Source organism: Brevirhabdus sp. (genome assembly GCF_052826345.1).
Window position 1 is genome coordinate 1 of the sequence record NZ_JBRBUA010000085.1, and the last position, 20443, is coordinate 20443.

General features: G+C 65.5%; 18 protein-coding genes. 7 read left to right on the top strand and 11 right to left on the bottom strand.

Annotated features, from left to right (window positions below):
* The 11 genes from lpxA to pyrH all read right to left on the bottom strand — a co-directional run.
* Positions 1-527 (bottom strand): acyl-ACP--UDP-N-acetylglucosamine O-acyltransferase (lpxA, locus tag ACU0BR_RS10075; RefSeq protein WP_446156708.1); only part of this gene is annotated, 527 nt, incomplete at its 3' end.
* Between the two features lie 5 nt (positions 528-532).
* Positions 533-997 (bottom strand): 3-hydroxyacyl-ACP dehydratase FabZ, encoded by a 465-nt coding sequence (gene fabZ / locus ACU0BR_RS10080; protein ID WP_446156709.1) that lies wholly within the window; start codon positions 995-997, stop codon positions 533-535.
* Positions 998-1108: 111 nt separating this feature from the next.
* Entirely contained in the window at positions 1109-1900 is a 792-nt protein-coding gene (locus ACU0BR_RS10085; protein WP_446156710.1) for an OmpH family outer membrane protein, read from the bottom strand.
* A 2-nt stretch (positions 1901-1902) separates the two neighbouring features.
* Complete coding sequence (gene bamA, locus ACU0BR_RS10090; protein ID WP_446156711.1) at positions 1903-4242, bottom strand: outer membrane protein assembly factor BamA; 2340 nt, start codon at positions 4240-4242, stop codon at positions 1903-1905.
* A 131-nt stretch (positions 4243-4373) separates the two neighbouring features.
* Positions 4374-4499, bottom strand: coding sequence for a hypothetical protein (locus ACU0BR_RS10095; RefSeq protein ID WP_446156712.1), 126 nt, complete (start codon positions 4497-4499; stop codon positions 4374-4376).
* Positions 4500-4653: 154 nt separating this feature from the next.
* Positions 4654-5988, bottom strand: coding sequence for an RIP metalloprotease RseP (rseP, locus tag ACU0BR_RS10100; RefSeq protein WP_446156713.1), 1335 nt, complete (start codon positions 5986-5988; stop codon positions 4654-4656).
* On the bottom strand, positions 5985-7169 hold the full coding sequence (dxr, locus tag ACU0BR_RS10105; RefSeq protein WP_446156714.1) for a 1-deoxy-D-xylulose-5-phosphate reductoisomerase: 1185 nt from the start codon (positions 7167-7169) through the stop codon (positions 5985-5987). The genes rseP and dxr overlap by 4 nt, the downstream gene beginning before the upstream one ends.
* A complete protein-coding gene (locus tag ACU0BR_RS10110; protein WP_446156715.1) occupies positions 7166-7957 on the bottom strand; it encodes a phosphatidate cytidylyltransferase in 792 nt (263 codons plus the stop codon). The genes dxr and ACU0BR_RS10110 overlap by 4 nt, the downstream gene beginning before the upstream one ends.
* The gene (gene uppS, locus ACU0BR_RS10115; protein ID WP_446156716.1) at positions 7954-8676 is read right to left on the bottom strand and encodes a polyprenyl diphosphate synthase; all 723 of its coding nucleotides are present in this window, start codon (positions 8674-8676) and stop codon (positions 7954-7956) included. Before uppS ends, ACU0BR_RS10110 begins: the two co-directional genes overlap by 4 nt.
* Before the next feature lie 39 nt (positions 8677-8715).
* Positions 8716-9282 (bottom strand): ribosome recycling factor, encoded by a 567-nt coding sequence (frr, locus tag ACU0BR_RS10120; RefSeq protein WP_446156717.1) that lies wholly within the window; start codon positions 9280-9282, stop codon positions 8716-8718.
* Positions 9283-9334: 52 nt separating this feature from the next.
* Positions 9335-10072 carry a UMP kinase gene (gene pyrH, locus ACU0BR_RS10125; RefSeq protein ID WP_446156718.1) on the bottom strand — a complete coding sequence of 246 codons (738 nt, stop codon included), beginning with the start codon at positions 10070-10072 and terminating at the stop codon, positions 9335-9337.
* Positions 10073-10229: 157 nt separating this feature from the next.
* On the opposite strand from pyrH, the gene miaA reads away from it, so the two are divergent.
* The 7 genes from miaA (at position 10230) to ACU0BR_RS10160 (ending at position 20415) form a co-directional block, all read left to right on the top strand.
* On the top strand, positions 10230-11165 hold the full coding sequence (gene miaA, locus ACU0BR_RS10130; RefSeq protein WP_446156719.1) for a tRNA (adenosine(37)-N6)-dimethylallyltransferase MiaA: 936 nt from the start codon (positions 10230-10232) through the stop codon (positions 11163-11165).
* Positions 11166-11468: 303 nt separating this feature from the next.
* Positions 11469-13148, top strand: coding sequence for an ABC transporter substrate-binding protein (locus ACU0BR_RS10135; RefSeq protein WP_446156720.1), 1680 nt, complete (start codon positions 11469-11471; stop codon positions 13146-13148).
* A 257-nt stretch (positions 13149-13405) separates the two neighbouring features.
* Entirely contained in the window at positions 13406-15070 is a 1665-nt protein-coding gene (locus tag ACU0BR_RS10140; RefSeq protein WP_446156721.1) for an ABC transporter substrate-binding protein, read from the top strand.
* Positions 15071-15155: 85 nt separating this feature from the next.
* A complete protein-coding gene (locus ACU0BR_RS10145; RefSeq protein WP_446156722.1) occupies positions 15156-16190 on the top strand; it encodes an ABC transporter permease in 1035 nt (344 codons plus the stop codon).
* Positions 16191-16205: 15 nt separating this feature from the next.
* Complete coding sequence (locus ACU0BR_RS10150; protein WP_446156723.1) at positions 16206-17360, top strand: ABC transporter permease; 1155 nt, start codon at positions 16206-16208, stop codon at positions 17358-17360.
* Between the two features lies 1 nt (position 17361).
* Positions 17362-19476 carry a dipeptide ABC transporter ATP-binding protein gene (locus ACU0BR_RS10155; protein ID WP_446156724.1) on the top strand — a complete coding sequence of 705 codons (2115 nt, stop codon included), beginning with the start codon at positions 17362-17364 and terminating at the stop codon, positions 19474-19476.
* A gap of 78 nt (positions 19477-19554) precedes the next feature.
* The gene (locus tag ACU0BR_RS10160) at positions 19555-20415 is read left to right on the top strand and encodes a DUF1206 domain-containing protein (RefSeq protein WP_446156725.1); all 861 of its coding nucleotides are present in this window, start codon (positions 19555-19557) and stop codon (positions 20413-20415) included.
* Positions 20416-20443: the final 28 nt, after the last annotated feature.

Here is a 20443-nt window from a genome sequence, read left to right on the forward strand (position 1 = left end):
ACCGCGCCGATGATCGCGCCACGGCCAAGGCGCACGAACTGATGAATGCCCGAAAGCCCGCCGATGATCACGTCGTCGCCCACGATGCAATGCCCCGCCAGCGCGGATTGATTGGCCATGACCACCCGGTTGCCGACCTGCGCGTCATGGCCGACATGGGCGCCCGTCATGAACAGGCAATCGTCGCCCACCCGCGTGATGCCGCCGCCGCCCTGGGTCCCGGTGTTCAGCGTGGCCCCCTCCCGGATGCGGTTGCGGCATCCGATCACCAGGCGGGTCTTCTCGCCCGAGAACTTGAGATCCTGGGGAATTTCGCCCACCACGGCGAAGGGAAATATCACCGTGTCATCGCCCACCTCGGTCGCGCCGGTCACGACGCAGTGGCTCTTGAGGATCACGCGCGCGCCCAGCGTCACCTCGGCACCCACGTTGCAGAACGGGCCGATTTCGCAGCCTTCGCCCAGCTGCGCGCCCTCGGCCACGACGCTTGTCGGATGGATCAGAACGCTGGGGTGGATTTTCTGCACAGCGATCATCCCTTTTTGGGCATGTCCATCATTGCGGTGAACTCTGCCTCGCAGGCAAGCTCGCCCTCGACGGTGGCGCGGCCGTGGAATTTCCACACCTTGCCGCCGCCGCGGCGGGTCTCGACGTGCATTTCCAGAACGTCGCCCGGCACCACCTTGCGGCGGAACTTGCAGCTTTCGATGGCCATGAAATAGACCAGAAAATCCTTATCCGCCAGGTCAAGCTCCACCCCCACCATGACGGCGGCGGTCTGGGCCATCGCCTCGACGATGGTGACGCCGGGCATGATCGGGGCGCCGGGGAAATGGCCCTGGAAATGCGGCTCGTTGAAGGTGACGTTCTTGATCCCGACCGCGCTGTCATAGCCGACGATATCGCGCACCTTGTCGACCAGCAGAAACGGATAGCGATGCGGAATGATGCGCTGGATCAGGTCGATATCAGCGAATTTCGGCTCGGTCTGGCTCATGTCATGTCCTCTTGCACCGCTGGGGCACCGCAATTCATTGCACCGCGCCGGGCGCGTGGCGGCTCTGCTGACTGCCTAGCAAGTCGTCCCCACGGGAACAAGCGCGCGATGTCACTGCGGCGCGGGTGCCGCGGGCGCATCGGGCAGGACGGGGGCCGCATCGGCCCCGCCCCCCGCGGGCGCGCGGTCAGGCGCACCACCGACGCCTCCCCCGACAGCGCCCCCCGCAGGACCGCCGACAGGACCATCAACCGGCGTCTGCGGCGCGGCCGCAGGCGCCTCTGGCGCGGCGGGGGCGTCGACCGCGCCGGGGTCTTCCATGGTGATCGTCGGCGTGCCATCGCCCAGGACCAGATCCACGCGCTGGATCGCCTGATCGGTGATGTCGATGGTGTTTGCCGAAATCACGATGGCCCGGCTGTCGAGGATGGCAAAGGCGCCGGTCTGGCGCACCACCTCGGCCAGCACCGGAAAGGCGCGTTCGAAAAACGCCTGCTGGCCCTTGTCGGAAATCTGCGAAATCGCGCGCGCCTTGGCATCCTGCGCGGCGCGGATGCCGACGACCCGCTTGTCGAAGGCGTCGGCAAGCTTGTTGAACTCCGCAGGCGGCATGGTTTCGCGCCGCACCGTCAGTTCCTTTTCCTCTTTCGCAAGCTCGCCCTCGATACGGCGGTTCTCGGCCGAGAGCGCCTTTGTCTCCGCTTCGAGGTCGGCGAGCACGCGTTGCCCGAACAGAGACTGACGGAACAGCCGGTCCTGATCGAGCGTCAGGACCGGGCTTTGCGGAATGCCCTGCGCCAGTTGCTCGCCCCCCGGCAGCACGCGCACCGGGTTGCCCTGCTGCGCCAGCGCCGCCCCGAAGGGCAGCGCCGCGCTCAGGCACAATGCCGCCGCCGCGCGCATGATCAGAACTCGGTCGAGATCGTCAGATCGAAGGCACGGGTCTTGTCGTAGTCTTCCTTGGCCAGCGGCGTGGCGAAATTGAACCGCAGCGGGCCGATGGCGGTGCGCCAGAACACCGACACCCCGACCGCGGAGCGCAGCTTGGCGCTGTCGTCGACGGTGCCGCCGGAGCCTGCGGTGTCATCCAGCCCCCAGACGCTGCCCACGTCGAGAAAGACGCCCCCGGTGATGCCGTATTCTTCCGGCAGACCCACGGGGAACTCGGCCTCCATCCGGGCGACGGCGAAGTAATTGCCGCCCAGGGCGTCCTGGTTGACCGCCGTGAGATCGCGCGGCCCGACCGAAGCGGGCTCGAACCCGCGCAGCTGGCGCGACGACAGGTTGAACCGGTCGGTGATGCGGGTGTTGCCCGACAGCGTGTTCAGCGCTCCGACCTCAAGCGCGGCGCGCAGGGTCACTTCCTCCCGCGCGATCTTTTTCTCGCCGACCGCGCGTGCGGTGGTGCGCACATAGCTGACATCGCCGCCGACGCCCGCGAAATCCTGCGAAAACTGCAACAGGATCCCGGCATTGGGGTCGAGCCCGGTGCGCCGGGTGTCGTAGGAATAGGTATAGCCCAGTTCGCTGACGGAGGCGGTGCCCTGTTCGCGCTGCAAGATGGCCGAACTGTCGGTCGACACGTTCAGGATCTCGTCGTAGCGGAAGCGATAGCGCAGCTCCAGCCGCCCGTCCTCGCTGACCGGAAAGGCGATCGAGGGCGAGAACGACGCCAGCTTGGTGTCGAAGTTCGAGTTGTAGCCCTGCGTTTCCTTGTAGGACGCGTCGATGCCGAAGGTCAGATCCCGCCCCAGCAGCGCCGGTTCGCGGAAGCCGAAGCTGTATTCCTGATTGCTGGTCCCGGCAGTGACGTTGAAGGACAGGAATTGTCCCCGGCCCAGGAAATTCCGCTCCGAAAAGCCGATGGTAAGGCCGATCCCGTTGTCGACGGAATAATTCGCGCCGAACGAAAGGCTGCCGGTCGGGGCCTCGACGACATTCACATCGACGATGACCTGCTCGGGCGTGGCGCCTTCGCGCGCGGTGACGTCGGCCGTCTCGAAATAGTTCAGCGCCCGGATGCGCTCCGCGGCCTGGCGGATCGCACGGGGGTTGAAGGGATCGCCCTCGACGATGCGGAACTGGCGCCGGATCACCGCGTCGAGCGTGGTATTGTTGCCCTCGATGTCGATACGCTCGACAAAGACGCGGGGGCCCTTGACCAGCGCAAAATTCACATCCAGCGTCTGCGACGCCTCGTTGCGGGTGATCTGCGGCTCGACCCGGACGAAGTTCAAGCCGCGCTGCACCGCCAGACGTTCCATCCGCGCGATCGTGGTCTCGATCGCGGTGGGCGAATAGGTGTCGCCACGGTCGATCTTGCTGGCGGCCAGGAATTCGGCGGGCACGGCGCCCGGCACCTCGCTGGTCACGGTGATCTTGTTGAAATCGTAGGACTGCCCCTCACGCACGTTGAAGGTGATGAAATAGGCGTTGCGTTCGCGCGTGACCTCGGAGGTGACGTCGAGCACCTGGAAATCGATGAACCCGCGCGACTGGTAGAAATCCGTCAGCAGCTGCTTGTCGAATTCGATGCGGTCAGCCACGAAAGTGTCGTTGCGGATGAGCGCGCGCAACAGCCCCGCCTGTTTCGATTCCAGCACGCGCCGCAGACGGCGGTCGGAATAGGACCGGTTGCCGACAAAGCTGATCCGCTCGGTCGACACGACGCGGCCTTCGGTGATCTCGAACACCAGATCGACGCGGTTGTCGCTCCGGCGGATGATCTTGGGGGTCACGGTCGCGGCCAGACGCCCTTCCTGCCGGTAGGCGTCGGCGATCGCCTGGGCGTCCTGCTCGGCCTGGGCGGGGCTGAAGACCTTGCGCTCGGTCGAGGTGATGATCCCGCTGAGCGCATCGTCCTTGATCCGTGCATTGCCCTCGAAGCTGATGCGGTTGATCGCGGGGCGTTCGACCACCTTGATCACCAGACGGCTGCCCTGCGGCACGATCTCGACGGATTCGAACAGGCCAGTATCCACGATCCGCTGATAGGCGGCGTTCACCTCGCCCGCCGACAGCGCCTGACCGCGGTTGATGCCGGAATACGACAGGATGGTCGCGTCCTCGATCCGCTGGTTCCCGTCGATCTGCACTGAATCGAAACGGAAACTCTGCGACCAGCTCGGATCGACCGGCATGATCAACATGGCAAGCGCGCCCGCCACCGGAAGAACGACGCTGTTTCTAAGGGCGCGGAGCCCTTTTCCAGGCTTATTGCGCATACGCGTGGACGACGGTTTCATTTTTGCCCCTTGCCCTGTCCTCATTGAGATCTGAGTAGCGGCTAACCACTACCTTGTCAAAACCAAGAAAAGCGGCTGACGCATCTCTGCAACAGCCGCGGGTCGGTTCATGAGGAGGAGGTTTCGCCCGGTCAGAGGCTGCCGAGGTAATGCGCGCCGACAAGCGCCGCGGCGATCGCCGCGGGCCAGAGCATCCGGTCGAGATTGAGGCCGATAAGAAACGCCATTCCGCGATAACCGTATTGAAGTTTTTGCATCATCGCCTCCCTTCCATGCGCAGACCGCGCGCGCCGTTGGTCAGCAGCTTAAAACGGAATTCAGGCGGAAATGGGGCGGCAATGTGACCGCCCCGCGCAGCTTTCGTGACATTCGACGCGGCCTGAACCGCCAGCGGCGCGCAGCCCTTCTGCCCTAGGGGCAGAAGATGTCGTTGGACAGCGCGAAGACCATCAGCAGCAACAGCAACGTCAGCCCCGCGGCGAAGAAGACCTGCAGCACCCGGTCGTTGGGCGGCCTGCGGGTGATCGCCTCCACCGCGTGGAACATCAGATGGCCGCCGTCCAGCACCGGAATCGGGAACAGGTTCAGCAGCCCCACGGCCGTCGACAGAACACCGATGAACCAGATGAAGCTGACAACCCCCTGGCTGGCCGCGGCACCCGAGGTTTCGGCAATGCCGAGCGGGCCTTGCAGGTTGCACGAGCTGATTGCGCCCGTGACCATATGCGCAAGCCCCGAGAGGCTGGACGTGACGATTTGCCAGGTCTGCTGGGCGCCGAAGCCGATGGCCTGCAAGGGGCCGGGGCGCTCGGTGCGCGGCTCGAAGAACAGGCCGCCCGAAATGCCCAGCAGCCAGCGGGTTTCGAACCCGGTGCCGTTGACAGGCAGATCCACCCGGCGCGGCGTCAGGGTCGCCTCGAAGATCGTGCCGTCGCGCCAGACCTCAAGCACCATGGGCTTGCCGCCCGCCGCCTCGACCCGCTGGCGCATCTCGCGAAACGCGCTCACCGGCGCGCCGTTCATCGACAAGATCACATCGCCCACCTGCAAGCCCGCGTCCATCGCGGCCGATTTCGGGTGCACCTGATCGATGCGCGGTGGCATCGGGAACGGCCCCTCCACCGTCATCTCGCGCCCGTCGCGGCGCACCGTGTATTGCGTGGGCCCCAGCGGCAGCTTGTCGCCCAGATCGTAGATATCGCCGAAGCCCACCACGGGCTGGCCTGCAACCGCGACGATCTCGTCACCCGGCTGCAACCCGTCGACGGCCTGCGGCAATTGCTTGAGCGAACCGACCGTGGGCGTTTCCACCGCCATGCCCTGCGCGAACATCACGCCCGCGAAGATCGCGATCGAGAGGATGAAGTTGAACACCGGCCCCGCCGCCACCGTGGCCGAACGCCGCCAGAGCGCGGCGCCGTGCATCGTGCGCTTTTCGTCTTCGGGCGACATCTGCGAGATCTGCTTGCCGTCCTTGCCCGAGGCCGCGTCGCTGTCCCCCAGGAACTTGACGTAACCGCCGAAGGGCAACGCCGCCAGCTGCCAGCGGGTGCCGCGCTTATCGAAGCCCGACAGAAGCACCGGCCCGAACCCCAGCGAGAACACTTCGGCGTGAATGCCGCACCAGCGCCCGACGATGTAATGGCCGTATTCATGGATCGCCACGATCACACTCAGCGCGATCACGAAGGCGCCCAGCGTTCCGACAAGTCCTCCGAAGGACGGGATCAATTCACTCAACATCACTTATTCCCCAAACCTTTGCCTTCACCCAGGCGACGCGCCAATGTCCTGGCCGACGTATCTATATGAAGCACATCATCAAGGCTAAATTCGGCACCACCAAGGCGCGTTTCGGCTGAAAGCCTGTCGAGAACGGTTTCTACCAGCGAAGCCATCGCGGTGAAACCCAGTTGACCCTCGACAAACAGATCCAGCGCGGTTTCCTTTGCAGCGTTGAACGCGGCACCCGACAGCCCGCCCGCCGCCATCACCTCGCGCGCCAGGCGCAGGGCGGGAAAACGGCAGGGATCGGGCGGCTCGAAGCTCAGCGTGGCGATCCGCGCGAGATCGAGACGCTCGACCGGCAGCGGCGCGCGGCGCGGCCAGTTCAGCGCATAGCCGATCGCGTGGCGCATATCGGCAGGCCCCACATGCGCCATCAGCGCGCCGTCGCAAAAACCGACCAGCGCATGAACCAGCGACTGCGGATGCACCAGCACCTCGATCCGGTCGGGATCAATGCCGAAAAATTCATGTGTCTCGATGATTTCCATCGCCTTGTTGAACATCGAGGCACTGTCGATGGTGATCCGCGCGCCCATGTCCCAATTGGGATGGTCGGAGGCCTGCGCGGGCGTGGCCGTGGCCAGCTGCGCGGCGGTCCAGTCGCGGAACGGCCCGCCGGAGGCGGTGATGATGACCCGTTCCACGGCGGCGATATCCTCGCCCGTCAAGGCCTGGAAAACGGCGGAATGCTCGCTGTCCACGGGCAGGATCCTGGCCGAATGGCGCCGCGCCTCGGCCAGGATCAACGGACCCGCGGCGACCAGGCTTTCCTTGTTGGCCAGCGCCAGCGTCGCCCCCTGCCGCAACGCGGCCAGCCCGGGCGGCAACCCGGCGGCGCCGATGATGGCCGACATCACCCAGTCGGCCGGACGCGCACCCGCCTCCGCCACGGCTTCGGCCCCGGCGGCGCATTCGATCCCGGTTCCGGCAAGCGCCTGTTTCAGATCGTCGTAACGCCCGGCATCGCCGATCACGGCGACACCCGCCCGCAGCAGCCGTGCCTGCCGCGCCAGCAATTCCACGTTCGACCCCGCGGTCAGCGCCACCACCTGATACCGATCAGGGGCGCGGGCGATCAGATCGACCGTATTGCGTCCGATCGACCCTGTAGACCCGCAGATCGTGATCTTGCGGCTCAACTGCGAACCTGCGGCAGATCGAAGACCAGCGCCAGCAGCAGCAGGAACAGCATCGCCCCCAGCACGCCGTCGAAGCGGTCGAACAGCCCGCCATGCCCCGGAATCAGGGCCGAACTGTCCTTGACGCCTGCGCGCCGCTTCATCGCGCTTTGCGAAATGTCCCCCGTCTGGGAGGCCATGGACAACAGCACGCTGACCCAGATCAGGTTAACGCTGCCGCCGGTCGCCGCCATGAAGGCCATCCCTGCCCCGGCGGCGCCGATCCATCCGGCCATGGTGCCCGCCCAGGTCTTGTTCGGGCTGACCCGCGGCCAGAACTTGCGCCCGCCGATGAAGCGGCCCGCGAAATAGCCGAACACATCCGTGACCACGACGACCGCCACGACCCAGAACAGCCACAGCATTCCGTTATGCGCGCGCAGCGTGACAAGCGCGTAGCCCGAGGCCAGGATCGCCAGAAGGAACAGGCCGAACAGCGCCCGGTCGCGCGGCATCCGCAGCGCCGCCACCAGCGCGAGCGCGGCCACCAGCGGCACGCTCCACTCCGCACCGACATAGGGTGAGACCGCGATGACGAGCGCCGAAAGACAGCCGTAAATCATCGCGCGATAGACCGAGGACGGCGCGACCATGCGCGACAGCTCCCACACGATCAGCCCCGTCACGCCCGCGGTTAGCGCCAGCAGCCACAGACCGCCCGCCCAGATCGCGAGCGTGCCAATGACCACCATCGCCAGCCCCGAGCCCATGCGGGTGGCCAGGTCATCCCATCGGCCGGCTGCCCTCATGCCACGTCGGCGCCGAAGCGACGTTCGCGGCGACCGAACTGCGACAGGACCTGCGCGAAGACATCGGCGGTAAAATCGGGCCAGAGCGTGTCGATGAACTCATATTCCGCATAGGCCGACTGCCACAGCAGGAAATTGGAAATCCGCGCCTCGCCCGAGGTGCGGATCACCAGATCGGGGTCGGGCAGAAGGCAGGTGTCCAGAAACCGCGCCAGCGTCGTTTCATCCACCGCGTCGGGCGACAGCTTGCCGGAGGCGACCTCGCGCGCCAGACGCTGGGTGGCCCGGGCGACCTCGTCGCGGCCGCCGTAATTCAGCGCGATGGTCAGATTGGTGCGGCCGTTGTTGCGCGTCAGATGCTCGACATCGTCCATCAGCTGGCGCAGCTTCTCATCCAGCCGCACCCGATCGCCGATGAAGCGCACGCAGACGCCCATCCGCATGAAGGACTGCATCTCCTTGGCGATATAGCGCCGGAACAGCGACATCAGCCCCGCGACCTCGGATTGGGTGCGCTTCCAGTTCTCGGTCGAGAAGGCGAAGATCGTCAGATACTCGACCCCCAGATCGGGACAGGCCTCCACGATCTCGCGGACCCGGCGCGCACCGGCCTGATGGCCGAACAGACGGGGACGGCCGCGCTGCTGCGCCCAGCGGCCGTTTCCGTCCATGATGATGGCGACATGGTTCGCGCTCGTCACTTTGCTTTGGGGCACCACACTATCCTTCGGATGCGGCTTGCGCCGCGGCACTACATGTCAGACCTGCATGATCTCTTCTTGCTTGTGTTCGAGCGTCTCGTCGATGCGCGCGATCGCCTTGTCGGTCAGCTCCTGGATCTCGTCGGCCCAGATCTTCTGGTCGTCCTCGCCCATGCCGTTGGCCTTGGCCTTCTTCAGCTGGTCCATGCCGTCGCGGCGCACATTGCGGATCGCAACGCGCGCGCTTTCGGCATATTGCGCGGCCAGCTTGCTCAGCTGCTTGCGGCGTTCCTCGTTCAGCTCCGGGATGGGCAGGCGGATCACCATGCCGTCGCCTACCGGGTTGATTCCGAGCCCGCTTTCGCGGATCGCCTTTTCCACCTTGCCGATCAGCTGCTTGTCCCAGACCGTCACGGTGATCATCCGCGGCTCCGGCACGTTGACGGTGCCCACCTGGTTGATCGGCGTGGGCTGCCCGTAGGCATCGACCGTGATCGAATCCAGCATCGAGCCCGAGGCCCGCCCCGTGCGCAGCGACTGAAACTCCTGACGCAGCGCGCTCATGGCTCCGTCCATGCGTCGTTGCAACTCGTCCAGGTCGATTTCCAGATCGTTGTCTGCCATGTCTACTTCCGTCAATTTCCGAGCGTTGCAGGTAATTTCGGCCGGTATACCCTCAACCGTGCACGATTGTATAGGTGCCTCGCCCTTCAAGGATACCCTTCAACCCGCCGGGCTCGTCCAGCGAAAAGACGATGATCGGCAGATTGTTGTCGCGCGCCAGCGCGATGGCGGAGGCGTCCATGACCTTCAGCCGTTTTTGCAGCACGTCGTCATAGCTGACCCGGTCATAGCGTTTGGCATCGGCGTGGATCATCGGATCCTTGTCGTAGATGCCGTCCACCTTGGTCCCCTTGAAGATCGCCTCGCACTTCATCTCGCTCGCGCGCAGGGTGGCGGCGGTGTCGGTGGTGAAGTAGGGATTGCCGGTGCCGGCGGCAAAGATGCACACGCGCTTCTTTTCCAGATGGCGCACGGCGCGGCGGCGGATGTAGGGCTCGCACACCTGGTCCATCGGGATGGCGCTGATCGTGCGGGTCCACACACCGCGGGTTTCCAGCGCCGCCTGCATCGCCAGCGCGTTCATCACCGTGGCCAGCATCCCCATGTAATCGGCGGTCGTACGCTCCATCCCCTGCGCGCTGCCCTGCAGGCCGCGAAAGATGTTGCCGCCACCGATCACCATGCAGATCTCAACGCCCATCTCATGCACGCGCTGCACCTCGTCGGCGACGCGTTCGACCGTCGGCGGATGCAGCCCGTATCCCTGCGGGCCCATCAGCGCCTCGCCCGAGATCTTCAGCATCACCCTCTTGTAGGAGGTCCCTTCGCCGGTCGAAGTTGGCTCCGTCATGGTGATGCTCCTGTGGTAATTGAATCGCGGGGACAATGTCGCAAAACCCGGCAGGGCACAACGCCCAACAGCCCGATGGGCCGACATCCGCAGGCGCGGCGACGGCCCGCCCGCCTTCGCGCTTGCAGCCGCGCCGTCCAGACGGCAAGACACCCCGATGCACAGTGACATCGCCCGGATCATCGACGCCCTGCCCCCCGACCGGCCCGTTCTTATCGCGGGGCCGACCGCGTCGGGCAAATCGGCGCTGGCGCTGCGAATCGCGCGCGACCGCGGCGGCATGATCCTGAACGCCGACGCGCTTCAGGTATTCGGCAACTGGCATATCCTGACCGCGCGCCCCGACCCGCGGGACGAAGCCCGCGCACCGCATCACCTTTACGGGCATGTCGACGGCGCCGATGACTATTCCGTCGGTCACTGGCTGCGGGACGTCGCGCGCATCAGGCGCGATCATCCCGGCATGCGGCCGATCATCGTCGGCGGCACCGGGCTCTACTTTCGCGCCCTGACCGAGGGGCTGGCCGAGGTGCCCGCGATCCCGCCCGCGATCCGCGCCGAGGCCGACGCCTGGCTGGCCGCGCAGGGCCCCGCGCCGATGCTGGCCGATCTGGATCGCCGCGACCCGGCCACCGCGCAGAGCCTGGACCGGCAGAATCCCCGCCGCATCCAGCGCGCGTGGGAGGTGCTGCACGCCACCGGACGCGGGCTGGCCCGCTGGCACCGCGACACGCCCGCGCCGCCGATGCCCCTGGCCGGTTGCGCGGCGCTTGTGCTGGAGGCCCCGCCCGCATGGCTGACCCCGCGCATCGAGACCCGGCTGCACCGGATGATCGAGGCCGGCGTCCTTGAGGAGGTGCGCGCGAACATGCGGCGCGGCTTGCTCGACCACACCGCCGGCGGGGGCAGTCCGCCCTCGTCCAAAGCCATTGGCGCCAGTCAGTTACGAGACTATATTGAGGGTACGCTTTCACTCGACGCCGCGCTGGATCGTGCGGTCGTAGAAACCCGCCGCTACGCCAAGCGGCAGCGCACCTGGTTCCGCTCCGGCATGACCGATTGGCAGCAGATCGACGCCGCGCGCCTCGGATGAACCGAGCGTCCGCAGATCCCTTTCCCGGCCCGTCCCCGACCCATCCTTGACCGGATACGCCACCAGACGCGCCACCGGACACGCCCGCGCGACCCGTCGGGCAACACCCCCGAATTCCGATCGCGTCATTGACCTGTCACACAAAGATGTGCCGAATAGCACTTGAATTGCCAAGGGAACGGGCCAGTTGAGCGCGCCAGACAGACGAGCCTGACGGAGACCAGGTGCAGGCACCAGATGGGCCCTGGCCGGTCGGATCAATGGCCGGGATCCAGGTGACACCCGCGCGGAGGGAGAGACGACATGACCAGGACCACCATCAACGGCAAGCCGCTTCATCCCGCCGTCGCCATGTATGCCGATGAACATCGCGCCGGTCAGCTTGACAGGCGCGAATTCCTCGCGCGCGCCTCGGCCCTGGGCGCGACCTCCGCCACCGCATACGCGCTTGCGGGGATCGCCCCCGCCACCGCGCAGCCCGCAAGCGCCACGCCGCGCCGGGGCGGCACGCTGCGCATCCAGACCGAGGTGCGCGCGCTCAAGGATCCGCGCACCTACGACTGGAGCCAGATCGCCAATTTCAGCCGCGGCTGGCTGGAATATCTGGTCGAATACAACCGCGACGGCACGTTTCGCGGCATGCTGCTCGACAGTTGGGAAGTCAACGAGGACGCCACGCGCTACACGCTGAACCTGCGCCCGGACGTGACCTGGAACAACGGCGACAAGTTCACCGCCGAAGACGTGGTGCGCATCCTCGAATACTGGTGCGACAAGACCGTGGAGGGCAACTCCATGGCCGGGCGGATGGCCACGCTGATCGACCCGGACACAAACCGGGCGATCCAGGGCGCGATCAAGGCCACCGGCGCGCTGACCGTCACGCTGGATCTGCCCAAGCCCGATATCTCGATCATTCCCGGCATGGCCGACTACCCCGCCGCCGTGGTGCACAAGGATCACGATCCCGAACGCATGATCGAACAGGCGCTCGGCACCGGACCCTACGTGCCCGAAACGCTCGAGGTCGGCGTCAAGGCCGTGTTGCGGCGCAACACGGATCATGACTGGTGGGGCGACAGGGCGCCGGACTACGGCGGCGCCACGCTGGAGCGGATCGAATACATCGACTACGGCACCGACCCTTCGGCCTGGGTGGCGGCCGCCGAGGCGGGCGAGGTCGACATGCTTTACGAGACCGTCGGCGATTTCGTGGAGATCATGGACAGCACCGGCTGGAACCGCTCCGAGGTGGTGACCGCCGCCACCATCACCATTCGTCCCAACCAGCAGGCCGAGGTCGACGGCATCAAGCCCTACGCCGATCCACGCGTGCGCCGCGCGCTGCAAATGGCGGTCCAGAACGCGGTCTGCCTGGAACTGGGCTACGCCGACCGCGGTATCGTGGCGGCCAATCATCACGTCTGCCCGATCCACCCCGAATATGCCGATATCGGGGCTGCGACCTACGACCCCGCCGCCGCGCTGGAACTGCTCGAAGACGCCAGGATGGCCGATTTCGAACATGAGCTGATTTCCATCGACGACGATTGGCGCAAGAACACCACCGATGCCGTCGCGGCGCAGCTGCGCGACGCGGGCATCAAGGTCAAACGCACGATCCTGCCCGGCTCGACCTTCTGGAACGGCTGGCTGACCTATCCGTTTTCGTCGACCAACTGGAACATGCGGCCGCTGGGCGTACAGGTGCTGGCGCTGGCTTATCGCACGGGCGAGGCCTGGAACGAATCCGCCTTTTCCAACGCCGAATTCGACACGCTGCTGAACAAGGCGCTGTCGATCGACAATGTCGACAAGCGGCGCGAGGTCATGGTGCGCATCGAGGAAATCATGCAGCAGGAGGGCGTGGTGATACAGCCCTACTGGCGCTCGCTCTACCGCCATTACGCCGACAAGGTGATCGGGGCCGAGATGCACCCGACCTTCGAGATTCATCCCTATCGGCTGGGGCTTGCCGCCTGATGCGCCCTGTTGGCCACCCCCAGCCGCACCTGCACGAGAAGGCGCCACACCTGCCGCCGCCGACCCTGACTGTACGAAACCGCGCAGAGGCCGCGCAATCGCGCGAAATGGCAGAGAAGGCGTCGCAGCGAACTTTCCATCGCGTCATCAACCGCTAGATGCGCAAGAACGCGGTGCGTGTCCGACGACACGGGAACCCACCGTGCACAGCATCGCCCGCGCAAGCCGGGCACAAAGCACAACAGAAAGGTATTCCCATGGTAAAATCGAGATTCAAGCGCGCCGGATTGCATCCGGCGGCCACGATGCACGCGATGGAACATCTGGCCGGACGGCTGGACCGCCGCGAATTCCTGACCCGCGCCACCGCGCTCGGCGTCTCGGCCGGGGCCGCCTACGGGCTGATCGGGCTGACCGCGCCCGCCCGCGCCCAGCAAGAGCCCGCCAAGGGCGGCACCCTGCGCATCCAGAGCAAGGTCATGGCCCTGAAGGACCCGCGCCTCTACGACTGGTCGGAGATGGCCAATTTCTCACGCGGGTGGCTGGAATATCTGGTCGAATACAACCGCGACGGCACCTTCCGCGGGATGCTGCTGGATAGCTGGGAAGTCAATGACGATGCCACGGAATACGTGCTGAACACCCGCGGCGGCGCGAAGTGGACCAACGGCGACGCCTTTACCGCCCAGGATGTCGCCCATAACATCGAACGATGGTGCGACAGCGGCGTCGAGGGCAACTCGATGGCGTCGCGCATGGGACAGCTGGTCGACCCCGACACCGGCAAGCTGCGCGAAGGCGCCGTCGAGGTGGCTGACGACACCACCGTGCTGCTGCACCTGCCCGCCCCCGACATCACGCTGATCGCCGGTTTTTCCGATTATCCCGCCGCCGTGGTCCACAGCAGCTTCACCGGCGGCGATCCGATGGCCGACCCGATCGGCACCGGCCCCTTCCTGCCGGAAACGCTCGACGTCGGCGTCAAGGGCGTGCTGGTCGCGAACGATGGCTTCGAATGGTGGGGCACGGATGTCTACGGTGGCCCGTACCTCGATCGGATCGAGTTCATCGACTACGGAGAGGACGCTGCCGCCTGGTTCGCCGCCGCCGACGCGGGCGACGTCGATACCATGTACGACACGCCGGGCGATTTCACCGAGATGTTCGACGCGCTGGGTTGGCAGCAATCGGAAACCGTCACGGCCAACACCGTCGTGCTGCGCGGCAACCAGCAGGTGGAGGTCGACGGCCGCAAGCCCTATGCCGACAAGCGCGTGCGCCGCGCGCTGGCGCTGGCGATCGACAACAACGTGCTGCTGGAGCTGGGCTATGCCGGTCACGGGTTGGTCGGCGCGGATCACCATGTCTGCCCGATCCACCCCGAATATGCCGATATCGGCCCCAGCGAATACGACCCCGAAGCGGCCAAGGCCCTGATGGAAGAAGCCGGTTTCACCGATTTCGAGCATGAGCTGTTTTCCATCGACGACGAATGGCGCCGCAACACCGCCGACGCCGCCGCGGCCCAGCTGCGCGATGCCGGTTTCCAGGTCAAACGGACGGTGCTGCCCGGCTCCACCTTCTGGAACGACTGGCTGAAGTACCCCTTCAGCGTGACCAACTGGGCGGGACGGCCGCTGGGGGTTCAGTCGCTGGCGCTGGCCTATCGCAGTGGCGAACCGTGGAACGAGACCGGCTACGCCAACCCCGAGTTCGACAGCAAGCTCACCGAGGCCATGTCGATCGCGGATGCCGACAAACGCAGCAAGATCATGGCCGAGCTGGAGCAGATCCTGCGCGACGACGGCGTCATCGTTCAGCCCTACTGGCGCGCGACCTACCGCTATGCGGCGCCCGGCGTCATCGGGGCCGAGCAGCATCCCGCGTTCGAGATTCATCCCTACAAGCTGGGGCTGAGCTGAACCGGAGGGGGCGGCAACCCGCACCGGAGCCCGGCAGGCACCCCGGCCGACGGCCGCCCCCCTCGCCGCATCAAGAGGAAAACACATGGGACTGTTCCTGCTGCGACGGCTGGGGGTAATGCTTCTGACGGCACTGTGCCTGACTTTCGTGGTGTTTTTCCTGACCAACCTGCCGCCGAACCTGGAAAAACTTGCCAAGACGCAAGGCAACAACCGCATGTCGGACGCCGACGTGACATCCTGGCTGCAACGCAACGGCTACGACCAGCCGCTTCTGACGCGCTATGGCGAATGGCTGGGCGTGGTGCCCGGCTGGCAAGACCCGCAGGCCGAAGGCCGCACGGGCCGCTGCGCCGACAGCGGACGGCCCGAGGCGCGATTTTGCGGCGTCCTGCAAGGCAATTGGGGCTATTCCTCCGTGTTTCGGGAGGACGTGTCAGAGATCATCGCCAAGCGTCTCGGCCTGACGGGAAAGCTCATGTTCTGGGTGCTTGCGGTGATGGTGCCCGCCGCCCTGCTGCTGGGGGTGCTGGCGGGGATGCGTGAGGGATCGCGCACCGACCGGGCGCTTTCGACGGTCTCCATCGCCACCACGGCCACGCCGGAATATGTCTCGGGCGTCATCCTCATCGCGGTCTTCGCCTCTTCGGCGGTGGGGCTGAAGTGGTTCAAGGGCACCGCCACCAGCGCGATGGACGAAGCGACATTCACCAACTTCGCCTTGCCGGTGCTGACCATCGCGCTTTACGGCACCGGCTATATCGCCCGGATGACCCGCGCCTCGATGGCGGAGGTGATGACCGCGCAATACATCAGAACCGCGCGGCTGAAGGGGGTGGGCTTTCCCGCCATCGTGATGAAACACGCCCTGCGCAACGCGTTGATCGCGCCCTTCACCGTGATCATGTTGCAATTCCCCTGGTTGCTCAACGGCGTGGTCATCGTCGAGACGCTGTTCAACTACAAGGGGTTCGGCTGGGTCCTGGTCCAGGCCGCCAGCAACAACGACATAGAGCTTTTGATGGGCGCGTCGGTGGTGGCGGTGATCGTGGTCCTGGTCACCCAGCTGATTTCCGATATCGGCTACGTCTACCTCAACCCCCGCATCAGAATCACCTAGGAGGGGGGGGCAAGGATGGACACACTCTCCTGGGTGCAGATCGCGGGACAATTGCTGTCGCAGTTCCTGCCTGTCTGGATCGCGCTGATCGTCACCTTCGCGCTGTCGGTGGGTTTCAAGCGGCGGCTGGGCCTCTATGGCAAGCTTTTCGACAGCCCGATCGGCATGGCGGGCTTTGCGATCGTGATGTTCTGGGTGTTCACGGCGCTCTTCGCCGATCTGATCGTCACCTTCGACCCGCTGGCGCAGGTGTCGGGCATGAAGAACAAGCCGCCGGGCTTTCCGGCAAGCGAGGCCGCGGGCCAATATTACCTGCTGGGCGGCGACAACCTGGCCCGCGATGTGTTCAGCCGCATGGTGATGGGCGCGCGGCGTGTGCTGGCCATCGCGCCGACCGCCACGCTCTTCGCCTTCATCGTCGGGATCACGTTGGGCCTGTCGGCCGCCTATTTCGGCAGGCGGCTCGACACGCTGCTGACCTTCCTTGCCAACCTGGTGCTCGCCTTTCCGGTGATCTTGCTGTTCTACCTGCTGGTCACGCCGGAGATCCGCCTCACCGGCATCCCGACCGTCCTCGCGGCGATCCTGTTCCTGTTTCCCATCGTCTTTCTGACGATCCTGTGGAACAGCCGGTATTTCACCAGACCGATGCTGCGCAACATGCTGGTGGCGGCGACGCTCGTGCTTGGCTTCTGGGCCTATTCGGGGCTCGCGTTCAACGCCGACCCGCTGGGCGTCTTCTACATGGACCCGAACCTGTTGAACGTCTTCGTCGCGGTGGTGTTCGTGAACTCGCCCACGGTCTTTCGCATCGTGCGCGGCATCGTGCTGGACATCCAGACCCGCGATTATGTCGCCGCCGCCCAGACCCGCGGCGAGGGCCCCTGGTACATCATGCTGTGGGAGATCCTGCCCAACGCCCGCGGCCCGCTGATCGTCGATTTCTGCCTGCGTATCGGATACACGACGATCCTTCTGGGAACACTGGGTTTTTTCGGCCTAGGCGTCTCACCGGAATCGCCCGACTGGGGCTCCACCATCAATGACGGGCGCAAGCTGCTGTCGATCTATCCGCATCCCGCGCTGGTGCCCGCCTTCGCCCTGATGAGCCTCGTGCTCGGGCTGAACCTGCTGGCCGACGGGCTGCGCGAAGAAAGCCTGAGGGACTGAGATGAGCGATCCGACCCCCCCGCACGATGAAATGCCCGGCCCCGACACGACCGCGCCGTTGCTGGACATCGACAAGCTGTCGATAAGCTTTTTCACCCGCCGCGACGAGATCCCGGCCGTCAGGGACTTCAGCTGCACGATCCGCCCTGGCGAAACGCTTGGCCTGGTGGGTGAATCCGGTTGCGGCAAATCCACCGTCGCGCTGGGCGTCATGCGCGATCTGGGACCCAACGGGCGCATCGTCGGCGGCACGATCCGGTTCAGGGGGCGGGATCTGGTCACCATGGATCAGGCGGGCCTGCGACGGTTGCGCGGATCTGAAATCGCGATGATCTACCAGGAGCCCATGGCCTCGCTGAACCCGGCGATGAAGGTGGGAAAACAGTTGATGGAGGTGCCGATCCTGCATGCCGCCGCCGCCCCGCAGGAGGCCCGTCGCCTGGCGCTGGAGATGATCGGCGACGTCGGCCTGCCCGATCCGCAGCGCATATTGGACGCCTATCCGCATCAGCTGTCGGGCGGGCAGCAGCAGCGCATCGTGATCGCGATGGCGCTGATGTCCAAACCGGCCCTGCTGATCCTGGATGAACCGACGACCGCGCTTGACGTCACCGTCGAGGCCGGGATCGTCGAGCTGGTCAAGGCGCTCGGCCGGAAATACGGCACGTCGATGCTTTTCATATCGCACAACCTCGGCCTGATCATGGATGTCTGCGACCGGATCTGCGTGATGTACGCGGGCGAAGCCGTTGAAACCGGGTCCGTTTCCACCGTGTTCGACCGGATGCGCCACCCCTATACGCAGGCCCTTTTCCGATCGATTCCGCTGCCGGGGGCCAACAAGCGCAGCCGACCGCTGATCGCCATTCCGGGCAATCTGCCCCTGCCCCACGAACGGCCGCCGGGATGCAATTTCGGCCCGCGCTGCGACCATTTCGTCGCCGGACGCTGCGACGCGATGAAAATCCCGATGCTGCCCGTCGAGGGGAACGCCGGTCACGATACCCGTTGCATCCGCTACGATGAGATCGACTGGACAGGCCCTGTCACCCGGCCCGATCAAGCTGTGGACTCCACACCCGGGGAGGTGGTGCTGCGCGTCGAAAACCTGCAAAAATACTATGAGGTCGCCGCGAATTCGCTGTTCGGAAAGCGCGGCGAGACAAAGACCGTCAAAGCGGTGGAGGCCGTCAGTTTCGAGGCGCGCGAACGCGAGACGCTGGCGATTGTCGGCGAATCGGGCTGCGGAAAATCCACCCTCGCCAAGGTATTGCTGGGGCTGGAGACCGCGACGGCGGGCACGGTCATGCTCGACGACCGCGCGATTCAGTCGACCCCGATCCAGAAACGCGGCACACGGACCGTTTCGGCGATACAGATGATCTTTCAGAACCCTTTTGACACGCTGAACCCGTCGATGAGCGTTGGCCGCCAGATCCAGCGCGCGCTGGAGGTGTTCGACGTCGGCACCACGCAGGCCGAGCGCAGGGGCCGGATGCTCGAACTGCTGGACATGGTCCGATTGCCCCGCGCCTTTGCCACGCGCATGTCGCGGCAATTGTCCGGCGGGCAGAAGCAGCGCGTCGGGATCGCGCGCGCCTTCGCGGGCGGCGCACGCATCGTCGTGGCGGATGAGCCGGTTTCCGCACTCGATGTCTCGGTGCAGGCGGCGGTTTCAGAGCTGTTGATGCAGATCCAGCAGCGCGAAAAGACCACCCTTTTGTTCATCTCGCATGATCTGTCGATCGTGCGCTACCTGGCCGATCGCGTGCTGGTCATGTACCTGGGCCATGTGGTCGAGATCGGCGCCACCGCCGAGGTCTTCTCCCCGCCCTATCACCCCTATACCGAAGCTTTGCTGTCCGCCGTGCCGATCGCCGACACGCGGATCAAAAAGAAGCGCATCGTCCTGGAGGGGGAGATTCCCTCCGCCATGGAGCCGCCGCCGGGATGCCCGTTCCAGACGCGGTGTCGCTGGAAATCGCAGGTGCCCGGCAATCTGTGCGAAACCCGCGTCCCGCCGATGCAGACCTTCGGCGATCACATGATCAAATGCCACCTGGATCGGGATATCCTGCTGAACATGGCCCCCGTGATCACGACGGCGACCGAATAAGGTTTCAGCCAGGGGAACGAATCCTGTGGTGCGCGGGTTGCCCCAGAGCAATGCAATCATAGGCGAGGCCCCGGGCGGATGAGCAATAACGACAATCTGGCCTGGACCGTGCCGGTGATGCGCGCAGGCTACACGGGCCGCGGTCTCGTCTACCTCGTGGTGGCGGGGTTCTCGATCTTTTCCGTCATGCGCGGCGGCTCCGGCGAGGGCACGGGAACCGCGCTGCAATCGCTGGAAAACTCACCGCTCGGCACTCTGGGGCTTGGCCTCATTTTCCTCGGGATGCTGGCCTACGCCGTGTGGCGCGGGTTCGACGCCGCCTATGATCTGGAAAATTACGGCCAGACCGCCAAGGGCGTGACGGCCCGCACAGGCATGGTCGTGACCGGGGCGATCCATCTGGGCATCGGTTTCGCGGCGCTGGCGGTGCTGTTCACCTCCGGCGGCGGGGACGAATCCTCGATCGCGCGCGCCACCGCCAAGGTCATGTCGGTGCCGGCCGGACGCTGGATCGTGGCGCTGGCTGGCGTGGCGACATTCGGGGCCGGGCTCTACTACCTGCGCAAGGCGTGGAAAGAGACCTACCGCGATCACCTGGTCGCTAACCATTTCACCGCACAATGGAATCCGGTTCTGAAATTCGGCGTCTCGGCGCAGGGGGCCCTGATCGTGCTGATCGGCGCGTTTTTCATCTATGCCGGTTTCACCGCGCAGCCCGACAACGCGGGCGGCGTCGGCAAGGCGTTCACTTTCCTGGCGCAGCAGCCCTTCGGCAAGTTCCTGGTCGGCATCATCTGCGTGGGGCTGCTCGGTTTTGCGCTGTTCTGCTTCGTGAACGCGGCCTATCGCATCGTCCCCAAAGTCGCGGGCGACGATATCGAAACCCTGGCGGCAAGGCTGAAATCCAAGGCGCGTCGTGCCTCGGCGTCGATGGGTTGAGGCCGCGGCGATCTGCCTTGTCCAAATC

Excerpts from the sequence above, each read along its gene's own strand:
- fabZ (WP_446156709.1), bottom strand. The coding sequence starts at position 997 with ATGAGCCAGACCGAGCCGAAATTCGCTGATATCGACCTGATCCAGCGC.
- ACU0BR_RS10085 (WP_446156710.1), bottom strand. The coding sequence starts at position 1,900 with ATGCGCGCGGCGGCGGCATTGTGCCTGAGCGCGGCGCTGCCCTTCGGG.
- bamA (WP_446156711.1), bottom strand. The coding sequence starts at position 4,242 with ATGAAACCGTCGTCCACGCGTATGCGCAATAAGCCTGGAAAAGGGCTC.
- ACU0BR_RS10095 (WP_446156712.1), bottom strand. The coding sequence starts at position 4,499 with ATGCAAAAACTTCAATACGGTTATCGCGGAATGGCGTTTCTTATCGGC.
- ACU0BR_RS10110 (WP_446156715.1), bottom strand. The coding sequence starts at position 7,957 with ATGAGGGCAGCCGGCCGATGGGATGACCTGGCCACCCGCATGGGCTCG.
- frr (WP_446156717.1), bottom strand. The coding sequence starts at position 9,282 with ATGGCAGACAACGATCTGGAAATCGACCTGGACGAGTTGCAACGACGC.
- pyrH (WP_446156718.1), bottom strand. The coding sequence starts at position 10,072 with ATGACGGAGCCAACTTCGACCGGCGAAGGGACCTCCTACAAGAGGGTG.
- miaA (WP_446156719.1), top strand. The coding sequence starts at position 10,230 with ATGCACAGTGACATCGCCCGGATCATCGACGCCCTGCCCCCCGACCGG.
- ACU0BR_RS10135 (WP_446156720.1), top strand. The coding sequence starts at position 11,469 with ATGACCAGGACCACCATCAACGGCAAGCCGCTTCATCCCGCCGTCGCC.
- ACU0BR_RS10140 (WP_446156721.1), top strand. The coding sequence starts at position 13,406 with ATGGTAAAATCGAGATTCAAGCGCGCCGGATTGCATCCGGCGGCCACG.
- ACU0BR_RS10145 (WP_446156722.1), top strand. The coding sequence starts at position 15,156 with ATGGGACTGTTCCTGCTGCGACGGCTGGGGGTAATGCTTCTGACGGCA.
- ACU0BR_RS10150 (WP_446156723.1), top strand. The coding sequence starts at position 16,206 with ATGGACACACTCTCCTGGGTGCAGATCGCGGGACAATTGCTGTCGCAG.
- ACU0BR_RS10155 (WP_446156724.1), top strand. The coding sequence starts at position 17,362 with ATGAGCGATCCGACCCCCCCGCACGATGAAATGCCCGGCCCCGACACG.
- ACU0BR_RS10160 (WP_446156725.1), top strand. The coding sequence starts at position 19,555 with ATGAGCAATAACGACAATCTGGCCTGGACCGTGCCGGTGATGCGCGCA.